Here is a 25,372-nt window from a genome sequence, read left to right as displayed (position 1 = left end):
GATAGGAGGAATCACGATGGCTGATATTGATATCCTGCTGATAGAGGATAACGATGGAGACGTGCGCTTGATTGAGCGGGCATTTGAAACGCGGGAGTTGCCGGGGACAGTACATGTCGTCCAGACGGGGGATACGGCCCTCGACTGGCTATACCAGCGTGGCGAGTATGCGGAGCAGCCGCTGCCCGATCTTGTGCTTCTGGATTTGAACCTACCGGCAACTAGCGGGCAGGATATCCTCGCAGAACGGCGGTCTGACTCGCGGTTGCGTCAGATACCGGTGATCGTGCTAACGAGTTCGCAGTCCGATAGTGATTTTGTAGAGGCGTATAAGAACTGTGCTAATGCCTGTCTGCGGAAACCGGTCGATCCAGAGGAGTTTGCGGACCTCATCCAGACGGCCACAGAATTTTGGGTATCCACCGCGGTACTTCCGCCTGCCGTTACTGATACTAGCGAATAGCGCGTGGATCGATATAGTAAATTCTCCGGAGTATGTATTTGCTTAATTTGCGGGCTACCGAAGTAGTCTGAGGGATCTTCCGGCACTGTCTAGTTCTGCACCTCCGCAACTGGCACTTTTCCATTAAGAGCTTGATGCGGTCGTTGATGGTTGTAGTAGTGGACGAACTGTTCAAGTCACTCTCGGACGCTCGCCCGACTGCCCACCTATGAATTATGGAAGCGGTCGATACGCATTTTGAGGGTGTGAAACCACTTTTCGACGTGGTTCCGGTCGCTGTAATTACTCGAGAGATTCAGCGATCAATGACTCCTGGTATCGTACTCGAAGGCAGCGTTGTAGAACTCTTCGTGCCGAATCATCACCCCGGAAGCCGACTACGGGGACCGATTCGGGCCATGGCCGACGGTAAATATGCCGCGATCATCGCCGATACTGATCACGGTCCCGACAGGCTGGTCTCGGTCTTCCAGTCCATGTTGACGCTTGCTGGACCCGGTCGAACACGCCCACTCCCGATGCTGGTCATCTCCAATCTACCGCTCGGCGTCGACGACGAGATCCGCGTTCCTATCCAAGAGACCTACCTCAAGAACGTCTTCATCCACGCCGGCGCAGTGGAACTGCTGTGACGAGGCCCAGAGAACGACCGAAAAAACCGATGATACCGCTTGAAAATGCCACCCAGAGAAGAACGCACCTGCTCCGACTGTAACGAGCGCTTCGAGACACGACCGAACTATATCATGGCGTCGATTCAAACCAGAATACACGGGGCCTTTCACGCAGGGTAGTCATTGACAGCAGTTCGATACTTGATAACTTACAGGTACTCATATCGAAATGTAGAAAATATATGATAAAATATTTCTATACTGAGAATAACTATTTTGTATGAGTGCTGAATCCCACAATTCCCCATCAGGAGCTAGAGATGCTAGTTCTGGCAGGATTAATCAGCTTCTTAGAGCTGTTTTAGTCATAGCAATACTACTTATTACTCCCTCAGTTGTATTCCATCTAGTTGTTCCGATAATATTATCACACCGTCTAGGTATATTTGTGGCAGTTCCTTTAGTCGCAATGATGGGAGTAGGTGTGTATACAATTGCTGAAGGAGAACTCCCATCCATATTCAAGCGCTAAGTATAATATTCGCGCCCCAATTCATCTCATTATGGGACATATTCTGAATGAAAAAGCTTCTAAAAGAAGTTCAAGGCCTCATCTTCCACAAAAGACTTCTGTTAATGATTTTATGGTGAACGATCTATACTTTTCGTTGTTCTGCGTCCCACTCTCCGTCGCCGTATGCGTCGACCTCGATTACTGGATGTGTGGATTGACCACAGAATTGGAAGCAAAGTTCAAACAGGCCTTCTGCAGTATAGGTGATTTGCGAATCTCCTACGCTTCCAATTAGATCCTCATTTTGGATTCCCTTATAAGTCCAACCAATCTCGTATGTCTCTCCGAAGGCAGTAGTCCGATCAATGGATGTTATTTCGTTACCATCGTAACTCCACTGGACCTCTACCGTAAAAGTCCATAGATCGCCAGAAATGGGATTTGTTCCAGTATAGGTCGATGTGACTCTCTTACCACTATCTAATGTGCTAACATCATCTAATGTGCTAAGAGGAGTGTCGGGAGAATCTATTTTAATCTCTGTTGTTTTGAGAGCTTCTATGACCAACCTTTTCTCGTCTTGATCTAGGTTCTCAAACCCTTTTGCCCTATCTGATGACTTCCTCAGTTCTTGAAGAAGTTCCTGTGCTTTCTTTTCCTCATCAGAATTCAAGTTCGCTTCGTCAGTCGCAACAACTGGGGTACTAAGCCCAGTAAGAGTACCTAAAGCAATCATTCCGCCCAGTCCACCGAGTATTGAACGCCGACTTCGATTATCTTTTGACACAATCATACTTGGTTATTGGTTAGTATTATAACTATTGGATTGAAGCACAATCTCTGCGCCATATATTAGTAAACAAATATTATAAATTTATTATCTTCTTCCAGTATACCCCAGATATTAGCGTTTTCTGGAATGGTAATTACTAATCTTATATGTATATTAGAGATGCATACCACACTCACAGATTTGTGGGCCAAATCTGTCACTCAGTAAGCGTACTGGGTCAGAGCCCATGGAGTGGAATATGATTTTCGCGATAGTTGTGACTGATCATCCATCGAAATCTTCGTCGATCAACTCATTGCACTCAGTACAGAGGTGGCCGTCGATATCTGATTCCCACGCGACTCCTTTTATCGGAGTATACTGATACCGATTTTCGAATGTTTTGCGACACTAGTCAAAATTTGGCTGAATGTACTCCGAATCATAGTTTTCACACACGATTGTAATCAGTCCTCAAACCTCTATGCGAGTTGTTCTTTCATGAGTCGTCGAGCCGTCTCGCGGCGTTCGTTCTCCTCAAGATAGTTGCGGAAGACAACCATCAGGTCTGAACTTCCCTGTTCGTCGGCGGTAAACTGCATTTCCGTCTCGCTTGTATCCAATCTCAGTGGAGAGGCCTCGATCGTAGCGTGTTGGTGTCAGCGGGGCACCAGTCCGTCTCTTGTATCCCTGCTCGTCATATCGACTCCAGTCTGGTCCTCGGTCTAGGTAGGTTTCCTCGAGGATACATCCACAGTCCTCACAGATCGTCTCGCAATTAGTTGTTCGAACGCTGCCGCTACAGTCCGGGCAGTCAGTTGCAGTCGTCTGACGTCTTCCTCGAACGCAGTCGTGTAGATGTCTCTCGTTGCCATCGATAACCCCGAAGGGGACAACTGATCAGCCCCTTCACCGCTTCTGGGGCGATAAACACCACTAGTTGATTCCAGGTTCCATTAGAAGGCTCCGTGGTATTGGTGCCAAATTTTAGGCGGCTTCAACCCTACAACGGTCCTGCTGAAACTCGGATATTCCATCGCGGAGTTCTCATTTCCAGTAATGAGATATCTCGCTCGTGAACTTGATTAATCAGCGCTAACGAGTACTATGTACGCAGATGGGCCACGTCTACTACCACCATCCCGATGACAAGCAATTCTCTCTTGACTTCGTACATCCGGACCCTGTCGAAATCGTCTCGCAGATCGTCGATTACGATGACGATGTCGCAGTGAAGGTCCAGGCATACGATATCGACGAAGAATTCTACGTCATCTATACGTCCCGCGTCGGTGGTGGGCCTGTTCGTGAGATCGATTTCAACCTGAATGAGTCACTCGCGAAGATGATCAAGGACAACAGCACCATCGTCATTCGGCTGCTCGAGATCTACCGCGCCCTCATCGCTCAGAACGAGGAGGAAGAAGGCGTTCCTGTCGAGGCATACAAGAAGATCGACGTCGACGCGCTGCCAGACGTGCTTGATCGGACGTCGTGGGAGGGCTCAGCAACAGCCGTTGCAGGTCGACTCGCCTCGAACCTGATTCTGAAACACGCACTTCCGAACGCCAACCACCGGACGGCTGTCGCACTAATCCAGTTCTACCTCCGGCGTCTAAATCCGAACTTTTCCATGCCGGAAACATCTATAGAAGTCGATCCAGAGACGTACGACTGGCGGGAGTGGGTTAATGAGTACATCAACGAATCGAAGCGGCTGTTGACCGTTCGACGGAAGAACGTCCTCTTCAAGCACCTGTACCGATTCGGCGCGAGAACACTTGAGCGAAAACACGCGGTCGAAATCGACTTGACCGCATACGAGCTGGATATGTACCCGAGTGAAGCGAAGATCGTCTATGCGGAGCAGCACGAAGAGCTATGGATCGAGTTCGTCGAGGAAGCCGTCGAACGCGCAGGGTATCCAGACCTGAAGGAAACGCCAGGGCTATCGAAAGCAGAGTTCGCTGAAAAGATTCGGAACCTCGACTAAGGAGTCTCGTTAGTCTTGGAGTGTGGCGACTGTTCGGCCCGTTTCTTCGGCCTCTTGGCTGCGCGACATATTGTACGTCGCGAGCGCTTCGTCAACCGCCTCGTTAAGACTCATTGGTCAACCTAATCTTGACTCTTCTATCGTATAAACGCTTGCATGGCTCCAGACCAGTATCAAACAGCCACAGTTCACCTCGATCAGTACTGAGTGCGCAGATATTCTTCCCCGCTCTGAAGAATCCGTTGCCGTCGAACAATTTGTCCCCGAACAAAGTCCAACCATGTTCGAAGACGTTGTGTAGGGGATATCTGGATTTGCGCTAAGACTACTCGACAACGCTGGCTTCCGAACGCTGTTCTTGACCAATCAGTGCGACTAGGTCCGCTTTCGAGAGTGGATCAATATCAACACGGACCCCTTGTGCAGTATAGAAGATCCCTGCGGTCACCTCTCGACTAGAGAACCATTCATTCAGCACGTGATAGTACACGCTGAGTTGCTTCCGATACTCATCCTCGGCGTGCCGCCCGAGGTCAGTTTTGAAGTCGATGATCTCGACGGTATCGGGACGAATGTGAACGAGGTCGACGGTTCCGGAGATGGTGACCTGCTCGCCGTCGACAGTAAGTGGCAGATATGCATCCTCCTCAACTCGCAGCTCACCATCGAGCGAGTCTATGAACGACTTGATGTGACGTTCGTCGTCGTTCGAGGGCTCGACGTCTCCTTCCAGTACGTACCGCTCAGCGAACTCGTGGGTCCGCGTTCCGAACGCTGTCCCTCTCCCATCATCGACATCCTCGAACACATCGTCACGCATCAGCGTATGCGGCGAGTGACCAACTGGACCATCCGGCGTCGGCACAGCAATCTGCAAGTGTGTCTGCATTGTCTCGTCGATATCGTCTTCCTGAACGTTGGGTTCTAGTTCCTCGAGGTCGACCGGGAGCTCTTCAATGAACGTGTTCGGGCTCTCGCCTGCAGCGAACACGAGGTGGCTCTCAGCCCGCGTCATCGCGACGTAGAGCAAGCGTCGTTCCTCATCGTATCCACGCGGCAGGCACTTTCGAAGGATGTCGGCCCGCCAGTTGTCGTGAATGTGAGGATACCCGTGATCGTTGGCGTAGAGTTTCCGCTGGCGTATCCCGATCGGATCGTCGAACGTGATTGCGTTACTGTTCCCGCCTGACGGTGGAAAGCAATGGGAGTTCATGTTCGCGAGCACGACAATGGGATGTTCGAGTCCCTTAGCCGCGTGGATTGTCTGGACCGTCACCGAATTCATACCGGCGCTTGCGTGGACCTCGTGGGTGCTTCCGTCCTCGATGCCGCGTTCGATGAATCGGATGAGGTCACCTCGTGTCAATGTCGTCGCGCTGTGGACGGACTGAATCGTCGTCAGCAGCACGTCGGCGTAGGCACCGTCATAGTCGTACTGGGAGAACACGCGCTGGGCAACCCCACCGACCGTCTCCAGCGACGCAAGCTCCGACTTGAACGCCTGCATATTGGTGGGATACTCCCCACTATCGAGGACGTGTTTGACCTCGTCGAGCGTGTAGCCAGCTTCCTCAAGCACGACTGCCCATCCTCGCTCCACGTCGGATTCGAGAATTCGCAGCTACGCTAGGAGAAGCTTCGCCGGGTCAGACCGGAACAACTCGATGCCTCCTTCGTATGCCATCGGCAACCCATACGTCTCGGCGACAGAGAGGAGTTCTCGGCCGAAGTCACGAGTCCGGGTGAGGACGGCGATGTCACCGTACTCTGGCAGACGAAGTTCCCCGCCCTCCTCGACCTGATATGCGTCATTCCCGACGATCGCCTGAATCTTGGTCAGAACGGCTTCGTGTTCGTCTTCGTGTTGAATCGCCTCTATCTGAGAATTCTCGTGCGAGGCGTTCGAGGAGAGCGAAACAATTCTATCTCGCACGGCCGATTCGTCGACGTCGTCCGTGCTCGCCGCGGGCGTCACTAGGCTGTGCTCGGAGAAGTCGAGAATGTCCTGGGTCGACCGGTAGTTCTCGACTAGCTCGATATCGATGATCGGGCGGGTCGCCCACGATACTCGTTCGTGATCCTCGTTGAGTTCGTCGACGAACCGATCCAGCCGAGATTCGAACTCAGTAATGTTCTCGACGGCGGCATACTGGAATGAGTAGATGCTCTGTTTCCAGTCGCCAACGACACAGACGTTGTTCGTGTCCGCGAGCAGGAGAGCGAGTTTGAACTGGATCTCACTAGAGTCCTGGAACTCGTCGATCATTACGGACTCGAACGCGACATTGTCGCGGAGTCGATGGTCATCACAGAGCAGGACGAACGCGAACAGCTGGAGGAAGCTGAAGTTGAGGTAGTTCCGACTGAGCGCGAACTCAAGGTACTCGTGGTAGACGTCGTGAACGAAGCTCTTGAGGTCCTCTCGCTGTTCCTCAAACACGAGCCGTGCGACGGCAGCGGGAACTTGCTTCTCACCCCATCCGCCACGGATCTCGTCTTCCTCGGGCGCGTTTGGGAGGTAGCACTTGTCGTTCCCGTAGCCTCCAAGTTTCGAGCGAAGCTTGGACTGCTTGTTCCCGTCGTTTCGGGGCTGATTCAGCTCGTCGAAAATCTCTCGGAACGCCTCAAAGTCGCCGTCCAAATACCGCTCGCCGTTGCGATACCAGCCATCAGCCGTCGGGAAGACACCTTTCGCCGCAAGCTGATTGATTAACCCGAGGAGTTCGACTGGTTCCTCGACGGCGCGGAAGAAGTCGTCGTACTCGGGGTGTTCGTCACTAAACCGACGAATGAACTCACGGAACTGCGCCTTCTCGACGTTCTCGTTTTCGAGGACACGTGTGGATCCCGTGATGCGGTCGTCGATGCCGAGGAGCGTCGGGGCCTCGAAGCCGTGCTCCATGAAGATCAGAGACTATATAGACAGCAGTGGGAACATTTAATAGAATCGTCTTATAACTATATTTTATGTCATTTCCCAATCGTATTTCGCTGGTCATAGGAATCGTCCTACTAGTCTCGGTAATAGGAACTGGTGGGTTTATTTTTGGACCAGATGTTTTCAATCATCCTGAGAAAGAATATGTCGTTGATATTGAAGAAACCGTCAATAATAGTAGTGAAATTAATGGAAGTGTGATTAGATATGAGAAATTGTCTCAAGAAAAACAAGAAGTATTCGACCGAGCACTAAACGACTCGGATGGGAATGCTCGTACCAATGATGGGAGTTGGACCGAATACGAAGTAGTAAAATACGAGAAGAAAACCTACCGGATTGAAGTTAGTGTGATTAACTAGTGTCTCGTCAAACACGCCGGGTTGTACTGTGAGTTGGTTTATGAAATAGAGCATATCAACCACACATCCGGAAGAAACCGTGCTACTATCTACTGTTAAGATCCCTCTCTCACTGCAGCCAAACCGCACCAATCCGATCAAGTGAATATTCGGAATTGCAAGTAGTCTTTTTAAACGACGTGATAATTGGTGGGAGTATGTTCGCGGATCTCACAGTCTTTGACGACGATAACGATGACATCGAACTCCTCAATCGGGAGGGGGAGATGCAGGAGGTCATCGAACGGTTTGGCGATCCTCGATCAGCGGATGACCTTCTCATTTCGGGCCCCAGCGGGGTGGGAAAGACGTTATTCGCGACAAAGATCCTCGATAAAATTGGAACAATGCGGCCGATCCATCGCGTCCACGTCAATTGTTTGGGGCAGACGACGGCCGGGATCCTCCGGCGCTGCCTCGACGACCATCCCAACGGATCGGACAACGTCCCACAGACTCGAGCAACCGATGCTGTTCGCGACGATCTCGAGGCAGCGATTGACCGCGAGACGATCATCGTCCTGGATGAAGGCGACGACCTCCCCTATACGGACGCCATCAGTGATCTGTTCGAGATCTCGGATGTGACGATCATCGCGATCGCCCACGAGGGGACAGAATGGCTCGCCCAACTGGACGTCGATGACAGCCACTCGTTCGATCAGGGCCACATCGAACTCGACCACTACCACGTCGACGAGCTCGAGGAGATTCTCGAGCGGCGGGCCCGGCAAGGATTTCACCACTCCGTCGTCTCCTCGACCCAGCTGCACGATCTCGCCGACGAGGTTGCCGGGGTTGCGCGAAACGGTATCCAGCGACTGTGGGGCGCTGCCGATATCGCCAAGGAACGCGGCCACTTCACGGTCCACGACACGGATATTCGAGATGGGAAAGAGCGTGCTTGGCGTCGGATTCGACGGTTCAACCTCGAGTCGCTGCCCTATCATCACCGCGTGCTGTACGCGATCGTCCACGAGGCCGGGGAGATCTCCGGCGAGGACCTCCATGATCGGTACGACGAGGTCGCAGAGGATGTCTATCACAACAAGGCACCCCAGTCGATCAGGGAGCGAGCGCGGCGCAAGAAGTTCGAGAAGCTGAAGCGCTACGATCTCGTCGACTATGCGGGCCCGACCAGCGACCGCACGTACTGGGTGATCGACGAGGAGGTCGAACCGCAGAAGGTCGAGTTGCCGGCGGCGGCCACACAGTCTTGACAAAAACGCCGCTCAGCTACCCACAGTTGGGAGGCTACGAAAACTGTGTCTCGAGCCAACCAGCGGCAGTCTCGACACCGAAGATCTCCGATCCGGTAAAGACCGACAACGGTAGTTCGCGCCCCTCTGCTGCATAGTTCTCTTGCCACAGTTCGGCCAGTCGCTTCAAGTCTTCCGCCCGTACTAACCGAATATCTGTCCCGATCTGCATCTCCAACTGTAATGCGTTCGACGTCGCCTGCTCAGTGAAATCCGGTGCAATGATGAGGAACCACTCTACGTCGTGCTGCTCGCTCTTCGTGTCTATGTAGTTCTTGATCTTACTGCGGGCATCACTCCCGAGACGGAACTCCTGGCGGCGACGTTTGTTGTCCCAGAGGAGCCACTGACCGTCCTGCTCGATCTCGCCATCTGCGACTACTCCAGTTGCCTGTTGGCCAAGCTGGTTCGTTCCCTCGAGATTGAACACTTCCCGGAAGATCTCCCCAGTCGCATCCTCAAACAGGACATCCAACTTCTCCGATGGGTTGTCAGCATCGACAATGTCCTGAAGCTGCGGTGGCACGTCAGTGACTGCCCCATCTGCGATATCCTCGTAGGCATCCAAATACAGGTCAACCTTTGGTTCATCTTCCTGAACAGATTTTTGGGATAGCTCGAAGTACTCAATAATTGTAGACACCATATCCTCTGTCTTTAGCTTATGAGCATCGAGTCCGTACTTGTCGACGATATGCTTGAGGTCATCCTTCGGGACGACTTCTGTCAGCAACTCGCTTGGGTAGACACCCGCCTGAACGATGTTCTCCCGGCGGTTTTCGTTTTTACCGTAATTCTTCCCAGTAACACCGAAATGCTCGCGGGCCTCGATCAGAACGGACTGGCGGTCAAAGACCTCGAGCGTTTCGAGCATCTGGCGATAGTTCTCATCCGACATCTCGTAGTAGAGCCAGTCCCGGACCTTCTCGATATAGTCCTCCGGGATGCCAACGAGTTCATTATAACCGGACGCATCGACTTCGTAGACGAGCGCCTGCTCCTGGAGTGACCAGATCCCTTTCTCGATAGTGTCGTGAGCGTGCTCGGGGCTATCCGACCGCGAAACCTTCGGAAAACGCCCGATGGCAGAAAGTCGTTGGAAGAAGTCCAGCCACGTATAGTACTCGTGTTTGCTGTCGTTCGCGCTGTTGTGGAGTTCGAAGTAACTGAACACCATATGGAGTTCAGAATCATCGACTTGGCCCTTGTAATCGACAGCGGCCTGTGCGAGGTGGAGGAGATCGTCGGTTTCGGAGAAATCGTCTTCGTCGTAGGACTGAATGAGGTCTCGCTGCCAGTCCTGGACAGCCTCAATCAGTTCCGACTTCTCCATGTTATAGTCGGGCTGCTGGATGAGCTGGCGAAGAATCCCGTACCGGATCACAAGGGCCTGATAGGGGGAGTTGTTGATTTCGCTGAGCCGTGGCGGTGTGAAGTTGTTAAGCTCCTGCTCGAGGCGTTCTTCAGCGGCGAGCGCTGGGGCATACGTCTCTAAGTATGCCTCACGGTCATCGAAGCCATCATGCTTGAAGGCTTCCGGATCAAAGTCGTCAGTCTTCGTCTTGGTGTCGTCTTTGATGAACCGCTTCCGTTCGTAGCTGTTCCAGTTCTTATCAATAAGATCAACTAACTCCATCTGTTACGGATCCATTATTATTCAATATACTTCAATATCGCCCTATAGCTGGATCCCAATTACCTCGAAAAGGTCTGTACAAACGTCTCAGATCCTACAACCGACGGTACCTATGGTTTAACACCCACATCGGAATCGAGAGTAGCGCTGCCTGCTTAACTGCTGACCATTACCAGTAGATCGTATCGCGACTTTATTATTCATAATATTTTAAATTATATTTGTGATTCGGAATCCGTATAGGAATAGAACGTTATTATATATAACATATTTGTTATATTCGGAGGGTTGTGCTGAATATACTACGCACAACCACCGTATAATGGCTTATAGATCGAACTCCGAAATTATTTAACATATGGTTCTTCCTTTGACTCTATGGGGAAGATTAATCTGGACCGAGATCTGGCTAATAAGCAATTTCTTCTCTCGCCTTTGGGAAGGGCAGCATTTTTAGGCACGATATTTATCACCCTTTTCTTTTTCCTCAGTCTTACTGACCATACCCCTCCTTTTCTGGGAACAGGATCAGAGGGGAATCATGTATCGGATGGGATCTATCTAACCCCAGAGGAATCATATGATTTCGCGTTGAGGCCACCAGTACTTTTATTCATAGTGCTCGTCACAGGTTTGGTCGGCTCTTTAGAATTTATTGTGGAGGAATTTAATAAAAGAGATGTTCCTGTTCTCCCATACATTCCGATATTGGCAGCAGTTATATATGTAGCATTCCTGATCATCGGTATAGCATTTTGGCCAGGTATTGAGTTTCAAGGGAAAGCAATACTGGATCGACCAAAGACTGTTTGGGTGGGATTCATATTCCAAATGTGCATTGTTTTTTCTGTTACATATTTCTATTGCCAACCCCTATTTCCAAAGAATTTTCCCAGATTCATTAATCAGAAGTGGGAACTCTATATACAGAATCAGTGGCGATTTGCACAAATTTTACTCACTGTTGTACTTTCTGGCTTTCTTGGGACTGCCATCCCTTTAGCGGCCGGTAATGGCAGCTTCGGGATTCAAGGGACAATATCTCTAATAGGATTACTAGTCACTGGGCCTGTTGCTATTATTCTGTTTATCGCTGTCAGAGTACATAACATGGAACAAGAGATCCGAGTCAATTCAAGATATAATACTTGAAAATCTGAAGTTAGTTTAAACTCCTATGTAGGTCAACTGTACTGGTCCCCGACTGCACCTCAAATATTGAATAAAGAAGTTATAGTATCAACTATTGTTACGCCGGCGCGACATCGGGCGAGTGCTGGCCGATCGGGATGTCGACGTCGATTTCGTCGTACCAGACGACCGGCCGCTTTGCGCGCCCATTCTCTTCGAGATCGACGAGGCCGTAGTCAGCGAGTTCAGTGACATTATCGGTCACCTCCGGCGGGTGACGGTCAACGGTTCGGGCGAGTTCACGGATGCTCTCAGGTTCGTGGTCTGCGATCGCCTCGAGCAGTTCAAGGTTCGTCGGCCGGAAGATCCGGCCGAACGTCTCGAGGCCCTCAATGGAGAGCATCGACGGCTTTTGGTCGACACTCTCATCGGCATCGAGAACTGCAAGCGTGTCCTCAAGGTCGCTGCGATCGGACGATGAATTGACTCGGACGTGGAGTGTTTGGGTCATGGCTTGGGATAGAGTTAGGTCGGTTACCAATCGGTTCGCTTGTCGAACGGAAGCGCCGCGCGCCAAGCATGATTTCTGTAATCCCGGGTAGTCGGCTTCGAATACCCGTGAGCCGAGGTGCAGTTCGTGGACACCGTGGTGGTTGTCGAACCGGATAATCGGGTCGTCTGCACCGGCGTCGCCGTAGTGGAAGGCATATTTGATGCCGTCCGGGAACTTCTCCGACTCAGGGACCGCGAGTATGCGGACGCGAGCAACGGTGCCATCCGCATAAGCTTCGATCTCATCGCGAACGACAGTAACGTCCTCGCTCATCCCTGTCTGTTAGTATGAGTCCTAACATAATAAATGTTAGTCTCAAAGCTAACATAGCACCGCTTATCTCGAAGTAGCAATGATCACACCAAGACGACATTCGGAATTGTAATCTAATTTAAGTAGAATCAATCCTGTTAAGCGCTTCCGTAGCAACATCGCCCAATTTGCCGGTTTCAATATGCGAATACCGCGCCCGTATCATTTCCTCGGAGTTATCAAGGTACCGGTGGCAACCGTGTATCCGAATGCCTGGACGAGAACTTCACCCATCTCCCCGGCGGCCGCCGTGGGGTACGAGATCGTCATATTTCGGGGTCGTGTTTAGTTTGTAGCATTGTGCCAGACGGCGAAGGCTTGGAGCCACGATTCAGCTGTTGACGGTTGTGCATGACTGAAACAGTTTGAGAACGAGGAAGTACGTCGTTTTATCTCACGGAAGACACGTTCAGCAGCGTTCCGATTTCCATGTTTTTCGTATCGAAATCGGAGCCCAAATCGACGGAGTGCAGTCTGGAGATCTTTTGCTCCATCGATGAGGAACACGGTATCATCGAAATCATGTTTTTCAGTGAGTTCCTGCAGGAACCGTTCTGTCAACGCGGTCGTAGTCGTTGAATACAGCTTCATATGGTGAATTTTTGTTCGTTTTCGGATCGACAGCAGTGTACAGCCAATACCGATGTTCGTCGAGTTGAATCACTGTCTCGTCGAGCGCAACGTGATTCGGCTTCTCGTCTTCCGCTGGCTGTAGATCGCACTTGTGAACCCAGTCATGGATCGCCTTACGACTGCGTTGGGCACCGAACTTCTCTAGTTCCCGAACGGTATTCGAAAGCGATAATCCGGCAAGATGGAGTCGAATACCGAGTTCCATCAGCCGACGCGGTATCCGTTCTCGCTCCACAAAACTCAAATCAATCCAGTCGCTACAACCGTTGAGGCGGTCGATTTTTGCCATAGACCAGCACAAAATCGTGCCGCCTCACTTTTCACGCTTAACGAAACAGCGCCTATTTCGGATGGGAAATATTTATCTGCGGCTTCCGAGAGTCACTGGAAAATTGACCGTGCGCCGTCTGTCATGATCGACGACGGCTAGATGTCCTCGTCGAGCGCTAGTAAGAGGTCGCGAGCGTACTCCATGTTGCTCGTCGATTGTATTCGAGTGTTCTCCTCGGTCGGCTAGCTCCTCCTTCACAATCTCCGCAAGCGTCCGCTGATCGAATGTCAGAAACACTGACCAGCGCTGCGTTGGTGGATCCATGAGCTTCTGGTACTCCGCAACGGCGAAATTACCGGGTCAGGGAGGCTCGCGGCATCCTACTGCTCTTTCTTCCGATAGATGTTCATACTCCCGCCCTCGAGCGAGATTTCCTCCCAGCGGACGCCGCGCCGGCGCGGATCGTTCGGGTCCCAGAGAAGTTCTCCAACCCGAACAGCGGTATACGCGAGAACGAACACGAGGGCACGTCACGAGACACCTTCAGCACCTCATAGCGCGCTTGCTGCCTGTCGAGGGGATCGGCATCTTCCGGAAGTGTCGTGTACGTCTCGATGGCCTCGCGGGCTCGCTCGTCGACATAGCGGGTGAACGCGCGACGTTATTCGGACGTCTAAGCCTGCTGGTCACCGGGCTTACGGTCGTCATCCTCGGGAAGCGGTGCCATCGCGCTTGCCCGCTGGGCATAGTGGGCCTCGAGGTAACCCTCGTTGACGCACCAGCCACACCACGACGTGTTGCGAAGATGGGGAATAATGCACAGGCTCAGCGGGGACTACTAATCTGTTCTTGCGTCTAAAGGGGACACTGATTTCCACCCTTGTTCTCGCTGTGACTATCTCGATTTTTCCGATTATATAATATACAAATATATGCGATGATTGCCGCGGTCTATGTAGTTAACTCTGATAAATACAAACACTCGTTTGAATGAGCTGCACTACGTTAGTAGAAACTCATATCGAGAATCGAGTCTGGATTCAACCCAACGACACAAACCATTACGACATCGCCCATGGCGGGAACGTCATGAAATGGATGGACGAAGCCGGAGCCCTGGCCTCCATGCGATTTGCTGGCGAGACCTGCGTTACTGCCCGCATGGAACAAGTCGATTTCCAGCAACCCATCCCACGGGGCGATACTGCAATCATCGAGGCGTACGTATACGAGGCCGAAGACACCAGCGTCCGGGTTCGACTCTCGGTTTACCGGGAGAACCCACAGACCGGGAACCGTGAGCTAACGACCCAGTCCTACTTCGTCTACGTCGCCATCAACGAAGCCCACGAACCCGTTCCTGTCCCCGACCTTTCAATCAAGACGTACGAAGGTGGGGAACTCCACCGCCAAGCAATCCGCGAAGAACCACGTACGCAAGACCCCCTCCCAGCGACCAGCTAACTTTTCCCAATAGTTCCCCTCCAGCCAAACCACATTCTCGTTTGCGTTCTGACCTGCGTGGAAGTCTTATGGGGTTGTCCCCCGAATCATTGTCTGAGAATGAACCGTGCCGAATTGAGCACCACTCTTGAAGAAGCCGGCCTCTCCCCATACCAAGCAGAAGCGTACGTCACCTTGCTTGAACTCGGGTCGGCATCTGCAAGCGAGATCGCATCAGCAAGTAGTGTTCCCCAACCCCGGATCTACGATATTCTTCGGGCGCTCGCCGACCAAGGGTTTGTGACCGTCTACGAACGGGATCACTTCTACGCTCGCGTAAATGACCCCAGTGACGCGCTCTCCAGCCTTCGAACCACAATCAATCGATACGAATCCGCAATCGACGAAATCGAAGCCCGGTACGAGTCTCCAGAAATCTCCGATAGCACTGTCAGTCTCGTCCAACAGTTCCGCACGGTTCTCGACCACGCCCGCGATCAGATCGAGCGAGCTGACGACCACATCCAACTGGCAGCGACACCAGACCAATTCACGACACTCCAACCACTCCTCCGAGCGGCCTACGAGCGCGGCGTCCACGTCCAACTCTCGCTTTTTCTCCCAGAAGATGAATCACTTCCATTCGATGAATCCATATTCGAGGGTGTCTGCACAGATGTGCGCGGACGAAACCTCCCGGGGCCCTTTCTCCTCCTTGTAGACCGCCAGCGAGCGTGTTATGCCACACACAATCGTCTCTCACACGATTATGGTGTCCTAATCGACGACTACAATACCGCCTATGTCTTCCACTGGTACTATCTCACGCGTCTCTGGGAGGTCTACGAGACACTGTACAGCGACCGACCCACTGAGCCACCATATTCGTACGTCGAAATCACGGACTGCATTCGGAGTATCGAACCGCTCCTCCAAGAAGGGGCGACAATTACTGGATGCGTCGATGGTGAGTTCACCGATACGGGCCGAGACTGCGAACTCGACGGCCAGTTCATCGACATCGGATACACTGCGTCACGACCAGACGACGCGGGGTCACTCTTGAAACTCGCCGCTGAAGCGCGCGTCCAGTTCGAAACCGAAGATGGCGTCTATACCGTTGGCGGACGCGGCGCATTCGTCGAGGATATCGCCGGGAAACGGTTTACCATCGAAAATATCGACGGCACAGAAACTTCAGTCCAGCACCCTTAACAGTAGTTGATAGTACGGATTCGTTATCCAAGATCGATCCCGTAACTGATTCGGGGATTTTGCTTAGTATGTGGTGTCCCCTTCATAATCACTAACGTCCCGCAGGGATTATCCGGTAGTAATGCCCTCCAGATTAGGCCCCCTTTCCCGAGAACTTTCGCTCCCGTACTATGAGGATGCCTTCCCCGCACACGATAATTTCCATGCAATATGAGTACGTGATGTATCGCTCCACCTTGCCAACCAGCATCCAGACAGTGTTGACCGAGAAGTCCTGGCTTCACCAGCATGGTTCCACGATATTGGCCGGCCACTTGAACGGGTTGGGGAGATTGATGAACACGAGGAATGGGCGGCCAACGAGGCCACAACCCTTCTTGAAGGGAAGAGGTGATAGCTGACCAGATTACAGCTATCGAGCACTGTCTGCAAGCACACAGCATCTGGGCGAGCTCTCCAGAACCAGAGACAATCGAGGCGAAGTTACTCTTCGACGCTGATAAGCTTGATGCGACTGGCGCTGTTGGGCTTGTTCGACTCGCTTGTATCGTCGGTGAGCGCTCAGGGTGTACCGGCGATCAGTATGCAATTATCGACAACGCATCCAGACTCAGCGCAGATCGCACCGAGTTGCCAGACATCGATCTCCTACGCGAGTGGGCGCGCGAGCGGCTTGATGCGTTGTATACTGACCCAGGCCGACGCCTTGGAGAGTCGCGGTGGGACTTTATGCAGAGATTCTTCACACAGTTCGCCAATGAAACCGACGCAGGCACGGGAAAATAAAGTAGCTGCATTGAGCGACGGTTACAAGAAAGACTCTGAATAAAGAAACCGTGTTATCAACTTCTGCTAACCCGATGTCAGCAGACAGGAGGTTACGTCGAGGCTTCGCCCTGATGGGCAGCGCGGGCAACCGTCGGGAGAATCCCTGTGAAGAGGACGATTAACAGGGTGAGTACGAACGCCGGAACGAACGCTAGACGGAGCGTCGATGCCTCCGCGATCAGTCCGATTGCCACTGGACCAATTGCGAAGCCAGCGTAGCCCGCGGTTGAAACCGCAGCAATCGCTGGTTCGGTGGGTGCCGACGGGTCGTGATTGCCAGCCATACTCAACGCAACAGGCATGATTCCGGCGAGTCCCAGCCCGAGAACGCCAAACCCAACGAGCGCGATACCGGTCGTGCTCTTCAGGATGAGTGCGAGTCCAGCCGTGGCAACCAGTGCGGCAATCCGAATAAACTGTTTCGGGCCGAACCGGTGCACGATTTTGTCGGCGAGGAATCGGCCAGTCATCATCGTCAGCGAGAACGCTGCGAATCCGAGTGCCGCGACGGTGGGGCTCGCATCGGTGCTGGTTTCGAGGAAGACAGCGCTCCAGTCGTTTCCGACCCCTTCGATAAACAGTGAGCAGAAGCCGATGGCGCAGAAGCCAGCGAGTTTGCGGGATGGCAAGGCGAAGGTCGGCCCGGCATCCGCGTTGCTGTTGTTCGGGAGCAACCAACTGCTTGCCACGAATCCGACGGCGAGCAGCGTGACACCAACGATTGTGAAGTGCGTTTGGACTGAGAGGTTGAGGCTAGTGGCGATGGCTCCGAATGCTGCGCCAATGATCCCGCCGCCACTGAAGAGAGCGTGGAAACTACCCATAATCTGGCCGGGGTAGTTCTGCTCGATCCGGATTCCTTGGGAGTTTCCGGCAACGTCGATCAACCCCTTCCCGAACCCGAATATGAGGAGGAATATAATGAGGGTCGTGAAGTTGTTGGCAAAGCCGACGAAGAGGAGCGTAAGGCAGTAGACGGTGAGGCCGTCTTGGATGACGGTTCTGCCCCCGTATTTTGAGACTAGTACGCCGCTGGTCATGAGCCCGATAATGCTGCCGGTTGCCAGGGCGAGGAGTGCGATTGCGACATCGCCTTCACTTAGGTTGAGTGAGGCGCTTACCGCTGGAATGCGAACAGCCCACGTGGCGAAGATTGCGCCCAAGATCCCGAACTCGATTGAGTTGGCAATCCGAGCGTCGCCGGGGTCGACACTGCCGTTCGAATGGTTGGTACTGTTTGGAATGGCGTTTCGAGGATTCATCACGAAGTAAGACGGCTCGAACCGGGTTAAATCCTGTCAATTTATTTAACAATAGGTGTTGTTAAACGCGCACCCACCTGGATTCACCATCCCCAAATGACCACGCCCCCACAATCGATCTCCCTAAACCCAGTTTACAGATGATACAAGGCGAATATATCGGGATTAGACCACAATACGGTTCATCGAAGAAGATCCTCAGAACCAAGTGGAGATGAGTTCTCCCAATACTGGACGTGCTTCCTTCTAGCCCACTCGAGCACAGCCTCATTATCAGTATCCAGCGCCGCCCGCAGAGCCCCTGCCTCGTCACGCAGCATGAAGTGGACGACATCGTCAGCTATCGTCACAGCATGTGGTATCCGTTCCTCGTGAAGTCGTATCTCAACTCCGTCAGCCGCGATTAATTCTTGGGGTGGTTGTCGCAACGACGAATCATCCGCAATCGCATCCAACGCTTCGGGAGAGAACACGCCTTTGAAACGCTGATACTCGATGAGCGGTAAAGGGTAAGGACTGCTCACGTCTATCCTTCGCAATTGAGAACCTTCCTATGTACACCACTCTAAATCGGGTTCGAGTAGGTCTCGTGGTGAGTATCTGATGACACGACACAATAGCCAGTTCGACGGGAATCGATTCGCAACCATCGCAGTGGGTGCAGCTGAAACCGAGACGCATCCTCACAGAGATGGAACGAACGACGTCGTCCCACCGATCCACCTTTCGACTACGTTCGAGTGGGCCAGCGGGGAGGACACCAATGAACACGACTATTCGCGCGAGAGCAATCCGACGCGGGCAGCCCTCGAAGAGCAATTAGCCCGCCTCGAAGGCGGCGAGCATGGGTTGGCGTTCGCCTCCGGAATGGCCGCCACATCGACGACGATGCTGTCACTGGTCTCCTCGGGAGGGCACGTCGTCTCCTCGGACACCATCTATAGCGGAACCGAAAAGCTGCTTACCGAACACATGGCCGAACATCTCGGCGTTGACATTGACTTTGTTGACGCCCGTGACCCTGACAACGTCGCCGATGCAGTCAACACGGACACTGACCTGATCTGGGCAGAAACACCGTCGAACCCCTTGATTAGGTTGTGCGATATCCAAACAATAGCCGACATCGCCGATGACCATGATGCTCTGTTCGGCGTAGACAGTACCTTTGCGAGTCCGTACTGCCAAGCCCCACTCGAACTGGGTACTGATGTCGTCGTTCACAGCACTACCAAGTATCTCAACGGGCACTCCGACTCGATCGGCGGTGCTGTTATCACCGATGACGATGAAGTTTTCGAGCAATTAGCGTTCGCGCAGCGGGTCGGGCTTGGGAATATGCTTTCGCCGTTCGACTGCTACCTCGTTGTGCGAGGTATCAAGACGCTGCCCGCGCGAATGGAACATCACAAAAAGAACGCGATGGCAGTTGCCCGGTTCCTCGAGAGCCACGATCGGGTCACTCGTGTCCACTATCCGGGTCTTGAGAGCCACCCACAACACGAGCTTGCGAGTGAGCAGATGTCGGGGTACAGCGGGATGCTGTCCTTCGAGTTCGATGGCACACTCATTGAACTTGAGGCGTTCATCGAGGGACTTGAGGTATTCACGCCGGGAGCTAGTCTCGGTGGGGTCGAGAGCCTTGTTGAGGTACCGTCACTAATGATTCCGGACGAGTTCAGTCGTAGTGAGGAGTCAGCAGAGATTCCCGAGACGTTGGTCCGTGTGTCCGTTGGCCTCGAAGACGCTGATGACCTCTGCGAGGACCTCCGGAAGGCACTACCGTAGACGCACGTTCCCCTTTTCTCCGACTGTCCCGATCCGCAAGCAGGAATACGAATTGTCCCTAAACGAAAGAGTGTGGATTATTCGAGCGGTTCGATTACGTCTCCGGGGCGAATTATCCCATCTTCGACAATATCCGCTCGGAGTCCACCTCGGTGAGTGAGTGCCTGCAAGACACCGTCTTGAGTGATGCGCTGAAGATGATTACACGGTTCACACAGTCGATCCCCTCGACAGATGGCGTCACCGACTCGAAATCGTTGTCCAACGAGATGATTGAGTGCGACATCACGGGTTTCGATGTTTCGTCGGTGTTCTCCCGGTGCGAGTTCGATTCCCGCTTCACGTTCGATTGCTGTGACAGCCTCCTGCTCGATCAACGTGAGGTCGTACCCATCGTGGCGTTCCCCATCTGGTTCCCACTCGACGAAGGTTCCCGTCTCAATCTCGCTAAAGTAGCGATCACCTCGAAGACCTTTTCCGGCAACTGCTTCAACGTCGGTCTGTTCTTCCATCTCCGCTTCGGCTTCAGATGCGATAAAAATCCGTTTGATAGTGCCACTCCCGGTCATGTGTGCTATGCGCGTTTAGCACAGTATAAATACTCGGGTGTAGGTTGTTGACAAGGTAACTCAGGGGTATATCCACACGTGTAGTGAACAGACAGTTCAGTCCAAATAGATCGAAAGGTACGTCATGCGAATCGTTCTATGGTACCCTCATGTACGGTCTTATCGATCCCGCGTCAAATTTTCTAGACATCTCACAGCGGTAGCTCTCCAGTTACTGTGGGGTATTTTTAAGCCGTTCAATATCAACGACTATGATACCGAAAGGGCGATGAACGATCTTACTGATCCGCGGCCGCCGCTGCCGGAGTGGATCGTGGACGCGTACGATGTCCTCTGTACGACTTGTTTCAATTCAGCCGACGAAGAAGACGTCCAATCGGTCCCTCGAGATCGTACGTTGTACCACGAATCACATCGGCAACCAGTACGTCCCAGTCCTGTGGGGTGCTCTTGCAACCGGTCATCGTGTAATCAGTGCGTCTCGATCGAATTTGGAGACCATGGTGCTGCTACTCCACCTGAGGAACACCACGTTGACGGGTATGACCGGAATTCGTGTGTGAACAGTCTTGTACAACATTATTTCGTTATTTGATTTCAGTACTGAACATTCATTATCGGTAATATATAGTGGTTTCTATCTAGTAGATATATTAGTAATTTATAGTGAGAAACATTCATCTATAGATATAGATTGTTACATTTTAGTTGATATCCTATCATGAAACACAAGAACTGAGTTCACTCAATATCTCGTCGATTCTCAACGATATATTGATACTGACTGACCGCAGTCCCAAGGCAAGTTGATGGACATCCTTCGCAGGGTATTCGACTATGGCAACTCCGTGAACGAGGTCCGCTTCTCGGTTGGTGAGAGACATCGCCGGCGTTGGCCGCGGCTTCGTATTTAAAGAACAGTATGTGAAAAGCTCCGTGTGGCCTCTCTGGTGGGTGCGTGGCGATGACCCTGCCTCTGACTCGAGTTGTGGTGGGTCCGATGTTCCAGATCGGATGGGATGCCATCGACAGCCCGCTTCCACCCCCCGAATAGATGATTCGGCCTATCCGGAGAAAGCGTGGTGGCTGACAGGTAAGGGTGCGACTCAAAGGGGAGTGATCAGTCAGAAAACGCCGGCCAATTCGCCGATATCGTTTCGGTACTACTCTTCTTGTTGGCACTCAGGATACGCTGGTCCGGAACGGGTTTCACAGGAGTGTGCTCAATTCCTCTTCCAACCACTCCTCAAGACCATTTTCCAACCAATCTGTGAACCGAGAGAGTTTGATCCTCGGCTTCTTCCGAGTCTCAATCACCCCGATTCGCTCCTGCGTCAAGAAATCGACGAGCAACCACATGTTATAGACGATACAACCAAACGCGAAGTGGAACCACCGTACCTCAAACTCCTTCGACGTCGTCCATGAAGCTGCCTGTTTAACTGAGAGAGCGGGATTTTGTGAGATCGGCAAGAACTCCGAGAGCGGCCGCGGAAGCTGCTCCTTGCATGAGTGTTGGAACGAGATCGTTCCCGCTGTAGAGGACGAACCCGGTCCACGCCACGAACCACCCGGCGATGAAAGCAACTGCCCAGCGGACAGCAGCAGGGTCCAAGCTACGGTTTTGAAAGTCCTCCCACGGGAAATCGTCAGCCATCTCAGTTCGCGGTGGCGCTCAGTTGTGAGTCGTCGCTGAGTTCATCGAACAGATCCACTACACGCTGGTGAATGTCGTCTCGAATCGACCGTACCGTGTCGATGTCCTCTCCATCTGAAATCGGCTAGGTAGGATTCGTCATGCATAATTACTCTCGAAACTTAATTTGACAGTCCAAATTTCGCAGTGAGCCGTGCATGCGAATCTCACTACCTATAATCAGATTGAAAGAATCGTCCGCTGGTGGGTGTTCACTGCGTTCCGGCTGGATCCTCGTAGTTGTGATACAACGTTTTGATCTTCGTGTACTTCAAGAGACCGTACTTGCCGTCCTCCCCATCGTTACCACCGAGGCCGGAGTTGTTCCAACCGATGTGGTGGCCCTGTGCCTCCTCGCCGAGTGTCCGGTTGATGTATGTCTCGCCGAAATCGAGCTCATCGGCGATGCGGTTGACGAGCCGGTAGTTGTTGGTAAACAGATACGAAGAGAGTCCGTACTCCGAGTCGTTTGCGTATTCGAGCGCTTGGTCCATCGAGTCGATTTCGATGATGGGGCTGACAGGACCGAAGACCTCCTCTTGGATGATCTCCATGTCTTGGGTGACATCGGTGAGCACCGTCGGGGTGTACCAGTAGCCGTTTTCGAACTCCTCGCCCTCGGGCGGGTTCCCGCCGGTGAGCACGCGTGCGCCCTCGGCGGTCGCTGTTTCGACCGCCTCGTGAGTGCTTTCGAGTTCGCCCTCGCTGACCTGTGGTCCAATGTCCGGGTCGTCTCGGGGATCGCCGATAGTAATGTCCTCGGCGGCGGCGACGTACTTCTCGGTGAACTCCTCGGCGACTTCGGAGTGGACGTAGATCCGCTCGGCACACGTACATATCTGGCCGGTGTTCGATACCCGTGCGGTGATGAGGTCCTCGACGGCCGCATCGAGGTCGGCGTCCTTCCAGACGATTGCCGGTGCCTTCCCGCCGAGTTCGAGCGAGGCGGGGATGAGCGACTCGGCGGCCGTCTGGGCGATCTGTCGGCCAACGCCGGTGCTTCCGGTCATCGAAACCATATCGACGTTCCCGTCGCTCACCATCGAGTCGCCGAGGTCGGAGCCGTGGCCGGTGAGGAAGTTGAGCACGCCGTCAGGGAGGTCAACTTCCTCGTCGATGAGTTCGACCAACCGATGAGTCGCAAGCGGCGTGTTCGAACTCGGCTTTGCGACGACTGTGTTGCCGGTGACCAGTGCTGGGGCGACCTTCCGAATGAATATCCAGACCGGGAAATTCCACGGGACGATGCAACTGACGACACCGTGTGGGTGGCGTTCGATGGTGACTTTCTCACTTTGAGAGTTGGCCGGAAGAACGTCGCCCTCGATGCGGCGTCCGCCACCGACGGCGTAGTCGCCGATTTCGAGCGCGAAGTCCAACTCGTCTTGGGCTGCGGAGGTCGGCTTGCCGACTTCGGCCGTGAGCAACGATGCCAACTCGTCGCGGTGCTCCCGGACGACGGTGAGGATGTCGTCAATCAACTCGGCACGCTCGGGTGCGGACCGAAGCCCCCAGTCCGACTGTGCTGCTGCCGCCGCCTCCGCGGCAGCCGCGACCTCCGTGTCGCCGGCCGCTGGAACCTCGCCGAGAACGTTCTCGGTCGAAGGGTCGTACACTGTGATCGTCTCGTCCGTCGCTACTGTCTCCCAGCTCCCGTCGATATAGACCTGATCTACCATGGATGGGCACCCGTTCCAAGCGTTGATCTACCATGCGCGACCATTGTTCGTATGCTATTGTTCATTGCAGGCTAGCCACCGGGATATGCGCTTAAATGGCTGCTGCAGGCTAGCCTCCGGGATATGCACTTAAATGGCTGATACTCCTGGCAGAAACTCCTGAAAGTGAGCGCGACTATCGGTTCTTCAACTTCGCGTTCGCGTGCGTCCTCTATAACATCTGGCGGCTCGTGGACTTGCTGGTGAAGCTGGCGTTCGAGGACGATCCCGACTACTCGCCGCGCGTTTCCTCGGGCCAGTTCCTCGAACTGACGCCCCAGCACTTCGGCCTCGACCCACCCGATTAGGCGCGGTTCTCCCCCTGAGTTCGCCAGTTCCGTAGTCGCAACGCCGTCCGACACCGCCAATTTCTCGCCGTGACTCGCGCTCGTTCCTGAGCCGCCGCCAGTTCGGCGTGAGATTACTTTCTTTTCAGCGTGACAGTCACCTCAGAGAGGTGAGAATCCAAGCGTTCATATCCTACGTTTCTACCTTACGGTGGCCGAAACTCAGCACTCGACTCGAGAAGTGGGTCGTCCGAAAACGATGGTTTTGAGAGTCAGCGGGACGATTCGCGCTATAATTCGCCCCGTTGCCGAAGCGCATCCTCAATCTCGAGCCCGTGACTCGCGGCGATCTCCTTTGCGAACACCCACGCTCGAGCCGCCCGGGCGGGCTGGACGTCCATTCGATCCGCGTGATATTTTCCAGCGGCAAATGGATCGGTGGTAGTCAGTATTAACCAACGCTCTCGGTACACCTTCCTCGAATGTTGGTTAAGGCCAAGAGTGGTAGTAATTGGATTTTCTAATTGAGTATAACGCACAACCACTTTCTTTTTGAGGAACCTGTCTGTTCTATGGTCTATGACACTTGATCCTGTCCACTTCGATGGCATTTCGAGGATCGCCCAGTTTGTCGAATATGGCGTTGATGTCCAAGAACATCGGGAGTTAGCAGAATCTGTGTGGTCCGACTCACTTGACCCGCTCTTCGATTTGAAAGGGACTCGCGTGATTCTGGAATCATTAGATGGACTATCACGACACAGAATTAATATCGAAGATGCTGGTCTGGCCGAACAACCGTTCGAGACGCAACACGCTGTCGATGCTGGTACAATCAATCCGACACAGTTCAAGAACGGACTGATTGTCGATGTTGCGCAGGCGGCAATGGCGTCCACACCGACTGATTTAGATTTACACCGATCACGGACAGTCGTTGCAACCTTCCACTCAAACAACCATGAGTTGAAAGTAAATGAAGAATGGGACGCATTCGACGGTCGTGTTTAGTTTGTAGCATTCTGCCAGACAGCGAAGGCTTGGAGCCACGATTCTGCGGTTGATGGTTTAGCATG

Annotated in this window: 18 protein-coding genes and 9 pseudogenes; 13 read left to right on the top strand and 14 right to left on the bottom strand. The window is 53.1% G+C overall.

Features of this window, described 5'->3' with window-relative positions; all coding sequences use genetic code 11:
- Positions 1–16: 16 nt before the first annotated feature.
- Positions 17–463, top strand: a complete 447-nt coding sequence (locus tag ACT4ML_RS15455) for a response regulator (RefSeq protein WP_444721668.1) — start codon at positions 17–19, stop codon at positions 461–463.
- A gap of 89 nt (positions 464–552) precedes the next feature.
- Here the strand turns inward: ACT4ML_RS15455 and ACT4ML_RS15450 are convergent.
- Positions 553–747 (bottom strand): annotated as a pseudogene (locus ACT4ML_RS15450) (integrase core domain-containing protein); the annotation flags it as partial.
- A gap of 114 nt (positions 748–861) precedes the next feature.
- Between ACT4ML_RS15450 and ACT4ML_RS15445 the strand changes: the two are divergent.
- On the top strand, positions 862–1,095 hold the full coding sequence (locus ACT4ML_RS15445) for a hypothetical protein (protein ID WP_444721667.1): 234 nt from the start codon (positions 862–864) through the stop codon (positions 1,093–1,095).
- A 262-nt stretch (positions 1,096–1,357) separates the two neighbouring features.
- Complete coding sequence (locus tag ACT4ML_RS15440) at positions 1,358–1,609, top strand: hypothetical protein (RefSeq protein WP_444721666.1); 252 nt, start codon at positions 1,358–1,360, stop codon at positions 1,607–1,609.
- Positions 1,610–1,733: 124 nt separating this feature from the next.
- On the opposite strand, the gene ACT4ML_RS15435 is transcribed toward ACT4ML_RS15440, so the two are convergent.
- Positions 1,734–2,378, bottom strand: a complete 645-nt coding sequence (locus ACT4ML_RS15435; RefSeq protein WP_444721665.1) for a hypothetical protein — start codon at positions 2,376–2,378, stop codon at positions 1,734–1,736.
- 1,102 nt (positions 2,379–3,480) lie between these two features.
- Here ACT4ML_RS15435 and ACT4ML_RS15430 point away from each other — a divergent pair.
- Complete coding sequence (locus ACT4ML_RS15430; RefSeq protein ID WP_444721664.1) at positions 3,481–4,356, top strand: hypothetical protein; 876 nt, start codon at positions 3,481–3,483, stop codon at positions 4,354–4,356.
- Between the two features lie 325 nt (positions 4,357–4,681).
- Here the strand turns inward: ACT4ML_RS15430 and ACT4ML_RS15425 are convergent.
- Positions 4,682–7,264 (bottom strand): annotated as a pseudogene (locus ACT4ML_RS15425) (UvrD-helicase domain-containing protein); the annotation flags it as partial.
- 59 nt (positions 7,265–7,323) lie between these two features.
- Here ACT4ML_RS15425 and ACT4ML_RS15420 point away from each other — a divergent pair.
- Positions 7,324–7,656 (top strand): hypothetical protein, encoded by a 333-nt coding sequence (locus ACT4ML_RS15420; protein WP_444721663.1) that lies wholly within the window; start codon positions 7,324–7,326, stop codon positions 7,654–7,656.
- Between the two features lie 197 nt (positions 7,657–7,853).
- Positions 7,854–8,915: a Cdc6/Cdc18 family protein gene (locus tag ACT4ML_RS15415; RefSeq protein ID WP_444721662.1), complete on the top strand. Its 1,062-nt coding sequence runs from the start codon at positions 7,854–7,856 to the stop codon at positions 8,913–8,915.
- Positions 8,916–8,949: 34 nt separating this feature from the next.
- On the opposite strand, the gene ACT4ML_RS15410 is transcribed toward ACT4ML_RS15415, so the two are convergent.
- Complete coding sequence (locus tag ACT4ML_RS15410; protein ID WP_444721661.1) at positions 8,950–10,590, bottom strand: hypothetical protein; 1,641 nt, start codon at positions 10,588–10,590, stop codon at positions 8,950–8,952.
- Positions 10,591–10,968: 378 nt separating this feature from the next.
- On the opposite strand from ACT4ML_RS15410, the gene ACT4ML_RS15405 reads away from it, so the two are divergent.
- Positions 10,969–11,742 (top strand): hypothetical protein, encoded by a 774-nt coding sequence (locus ACT4ML_RS15405; RefSeq protein ID WP_444721660.1) that lies wholly within the window; start codon positions 10,969–10,971, stop codon positions 11,740–11,742.
- 97 nt (positions 11,743–11,839) lie between these two features.
- Here ACT4ML_RS15405 and ACT4ML_RS15400 read toward each other — a convergent pair whose 3' ends face one another.
- The 5 genes and pseudogenes from ACT4ML_RS15400 to ACT4ML_RS15380 all read right to left on the bottom strand — a co-directional run.
- Positions 11,840–12,232 (bottom strand): HVO_A0114 family putative DNA-binding protein, encoded by a 393-nt coding sequence (locus ACT4ML_RS15400; protein ID WP_444721659.1) that lies wholly within the window; start codon positions 12,230–12,232, stop codon positions 11,840–11,842.
- Positions 12,233–12,255: 23 nt separating this feature from the next.
- Positions 12,256–12,547, bottom strand: a pseudogene (locus tag ACT4ML_RS15395) (toxin-antitoxin system TumE family protein).
- Between the two features lie 118 nt (positions 12,548–12,665).
- Positions 12,666–12,863 (bottom strand): annotated as a pseudogene (locus tag ACT4ML_RS15390) (site-specific integrase); the annotation flags it as partial.
- Positions 12,864–12,871: 8 nt separating this feature from the next.
- Positions 12,872–13,508 (bottom strand): annotated as a pseudogene (locus tag ACT4ML_RS15385) (IS6 family transposase).
- 55 nt (positions 13,509–13,563) lie between these two features.
- Positions 13,564–14,286 (bottom strand): annotated as a pseudogene (locus ACT4ML_RS15380) (site-specific integrase); the annotation flags it as partial.
- Positions 14,287–14,480: 194 nt separating this feature from the next.
- Here ACT4ML_RS15380 and ACT4ML_RS15375 point away from each other — a divergent pair.
- The 3 genes and pseudogenes from ACT4ML_RS15375 to ACT4ML_RS15365 all read left to right on the top strand — a co-directional run bounded on the left by ACT4ML_RS15375 (position 14,481) and on the right by ACT4ML_RS15365 (position 16,934).
- Positions 14,481–14,954: an acyl-CoA thioesterase gene (locus ACT4ML_RS15375; RefSeq protein ID WP_444721658.1), complete on the top strand. Its 474-nt coding sequence runs from the start codon at positions 14,481–14,483 to the stop codon at positions 14,952–14,954.
- A 99-nt stretch (positions 14,955–15,053) separates the two neighbouring features.
- Complete coding sequence (locus tag ACT4ML_RS15370; RefSeq protein WP_444721657.1) at positions 15,054–16,148, top strand: TrmB family transcriptional regulator sugar-binding domain-containing protein; 1,095 nt, start codon at positions 15,054–15,056, stop codon at positions 16,146–16,148.
- A 121-nt stretch (positions 16,149–16,269) separates the two neighbouring features.
- A pseudogene (locus ACT4ML_RS15365) lies at positions 16,270–16,934 on the top strand (HD domain-containing protein).
- Positions 16,935–17,026: 92 nt separating this feature from the next.
- On the opposite strand, the gene ACT4ML_RS15360 reads toward ACT4ML_RS15365, so the two are convergent.
- Together ACT4ML_RS15360 and ACT4ML_RS15355 are read right to left on the bottom strand one after the other, a co-directional pair.
- Positions 17,027–18,238, bottom strand: a complete 1,212-nt coding sequence (locus tag ACT4ML_RS15360; protein WP_444721656.1) for an MFS transporter — start codon at positions 18,236–18,238, stop codon at positions 17,027–17,029.
- A gap of 182 nt (positions 18,239–18,420) precedes the next feature.
- Positions 18,421–18,762, bottom strand: coding sequence for a transcriptional regulator FilR1 domain-containing protein (locus ACT4ML_RS15355; protein ID WP_444721655.1), 342 nt, complete (start codon positions 18,760–18,762; stop codon positions 18,421–18,423).
- Between the two features lie 79 nt (positions 18,763–18,841).
- Here ACT4ML_RS15355 and ACT4ML_RS15350 point away from each other — a divergent pair, with 79 nt between their 5' ends.
- A complete protein-coding gene (locus ACT4ML_RS15350) occupies positions 18,842–20,026 on the top strand; it encodes a trans-sulfuration enzyme family protein (protein ID WP_444721654.1) in 1,185 nt (394 codons plus the stop codon).
- Between the two features lie 77 nt (positions 20,027–20,103).
- Here the strand turns inward: ACT4ML_RS15350 and ACT4ML_RS15345 are convergent, their stop codons facing one another.
- Both ACT4ML_RS15345 and ACT4ML_RS15340 read right to left on the bottom strand, forming a co-directional pair.
- The gene (locus ACT4ML_RS15345; protein WP_444721653.1) at positions 20,104–20,595 is read right to left on the bottom strand and encodes an MOSC domain-containing protein; all 492 of its coding nucleotides are present in this window, start codon (positions 20,593–20,595) and stop codon (positions 20,104–20,106) included.
- Between the two features lie 1,908 nt (positions 20,596–22,503).
- A complete protein-coding gene (locus tag ACT4ML_RS15340) occupies positions 22,504–23,970 on the bottom strand; it encodes an aldehyde dehydrogenase family protein (protein ID WP_444721652.1) in 1,467 nt (488 codons plus the stop codon).
- 146 nt (positions 23,971–24,116) lie between these two features.
- On the opposite strand from ACT4ML_RS15340, the pseudogene ACT4ML_RS15335 reads away from it, so the two are divergent.
- Both ACT4ML_RS15335 and ACT4ML_RS15330 read left to right on the top strand, forming a co-directional pair.
- Positions 24,117–24,317, top strand: a pseudogene (locus ACT4ML_RS15335) (transposase); the annotation flags it as partial.
- A gap of 558 nt (positions 24,318–24,875) precedes the next feature.
- Positions 24,876–25,307, top strand: coding sequence for a hypothetical protein (locus ACT4ML_RS15330; protein ID WP_444721651.1), 432 nt, complete (start codon positions 24,876–24,878; stop codon positions 25,305–25,307).
- Here the strand turns inward: ACT4ML_RS15330 and ACT4ML_RS15325 are convergent.
- A pseudogene (locus tag ACT4ML_RS15325) lies at positions 25,304–25,372 on the bottom strand (IS6 family transposase); the annotation flags it as partial. The gene ACT4ML_RS15330 and the pseudogene ACT4ML_RS15325 sit on opposite strands and share 4 nt — an antisense overlap.

It is taken from the genome of Natrinema sp. LN54 (assembly GCF_052439245.1).
Taxonomy (GTDB): Archaea; Halobacteriota; Halobacteria; order Halobacteriales; family Natrialbaceae; genus Natrinema; species Natrinema versiforme_A.
The sequence above is the reverse complement of the archived record's forward strand: the minus strand, read 5'-3'. Positions and strand labels throughout refer to the sequence as shown.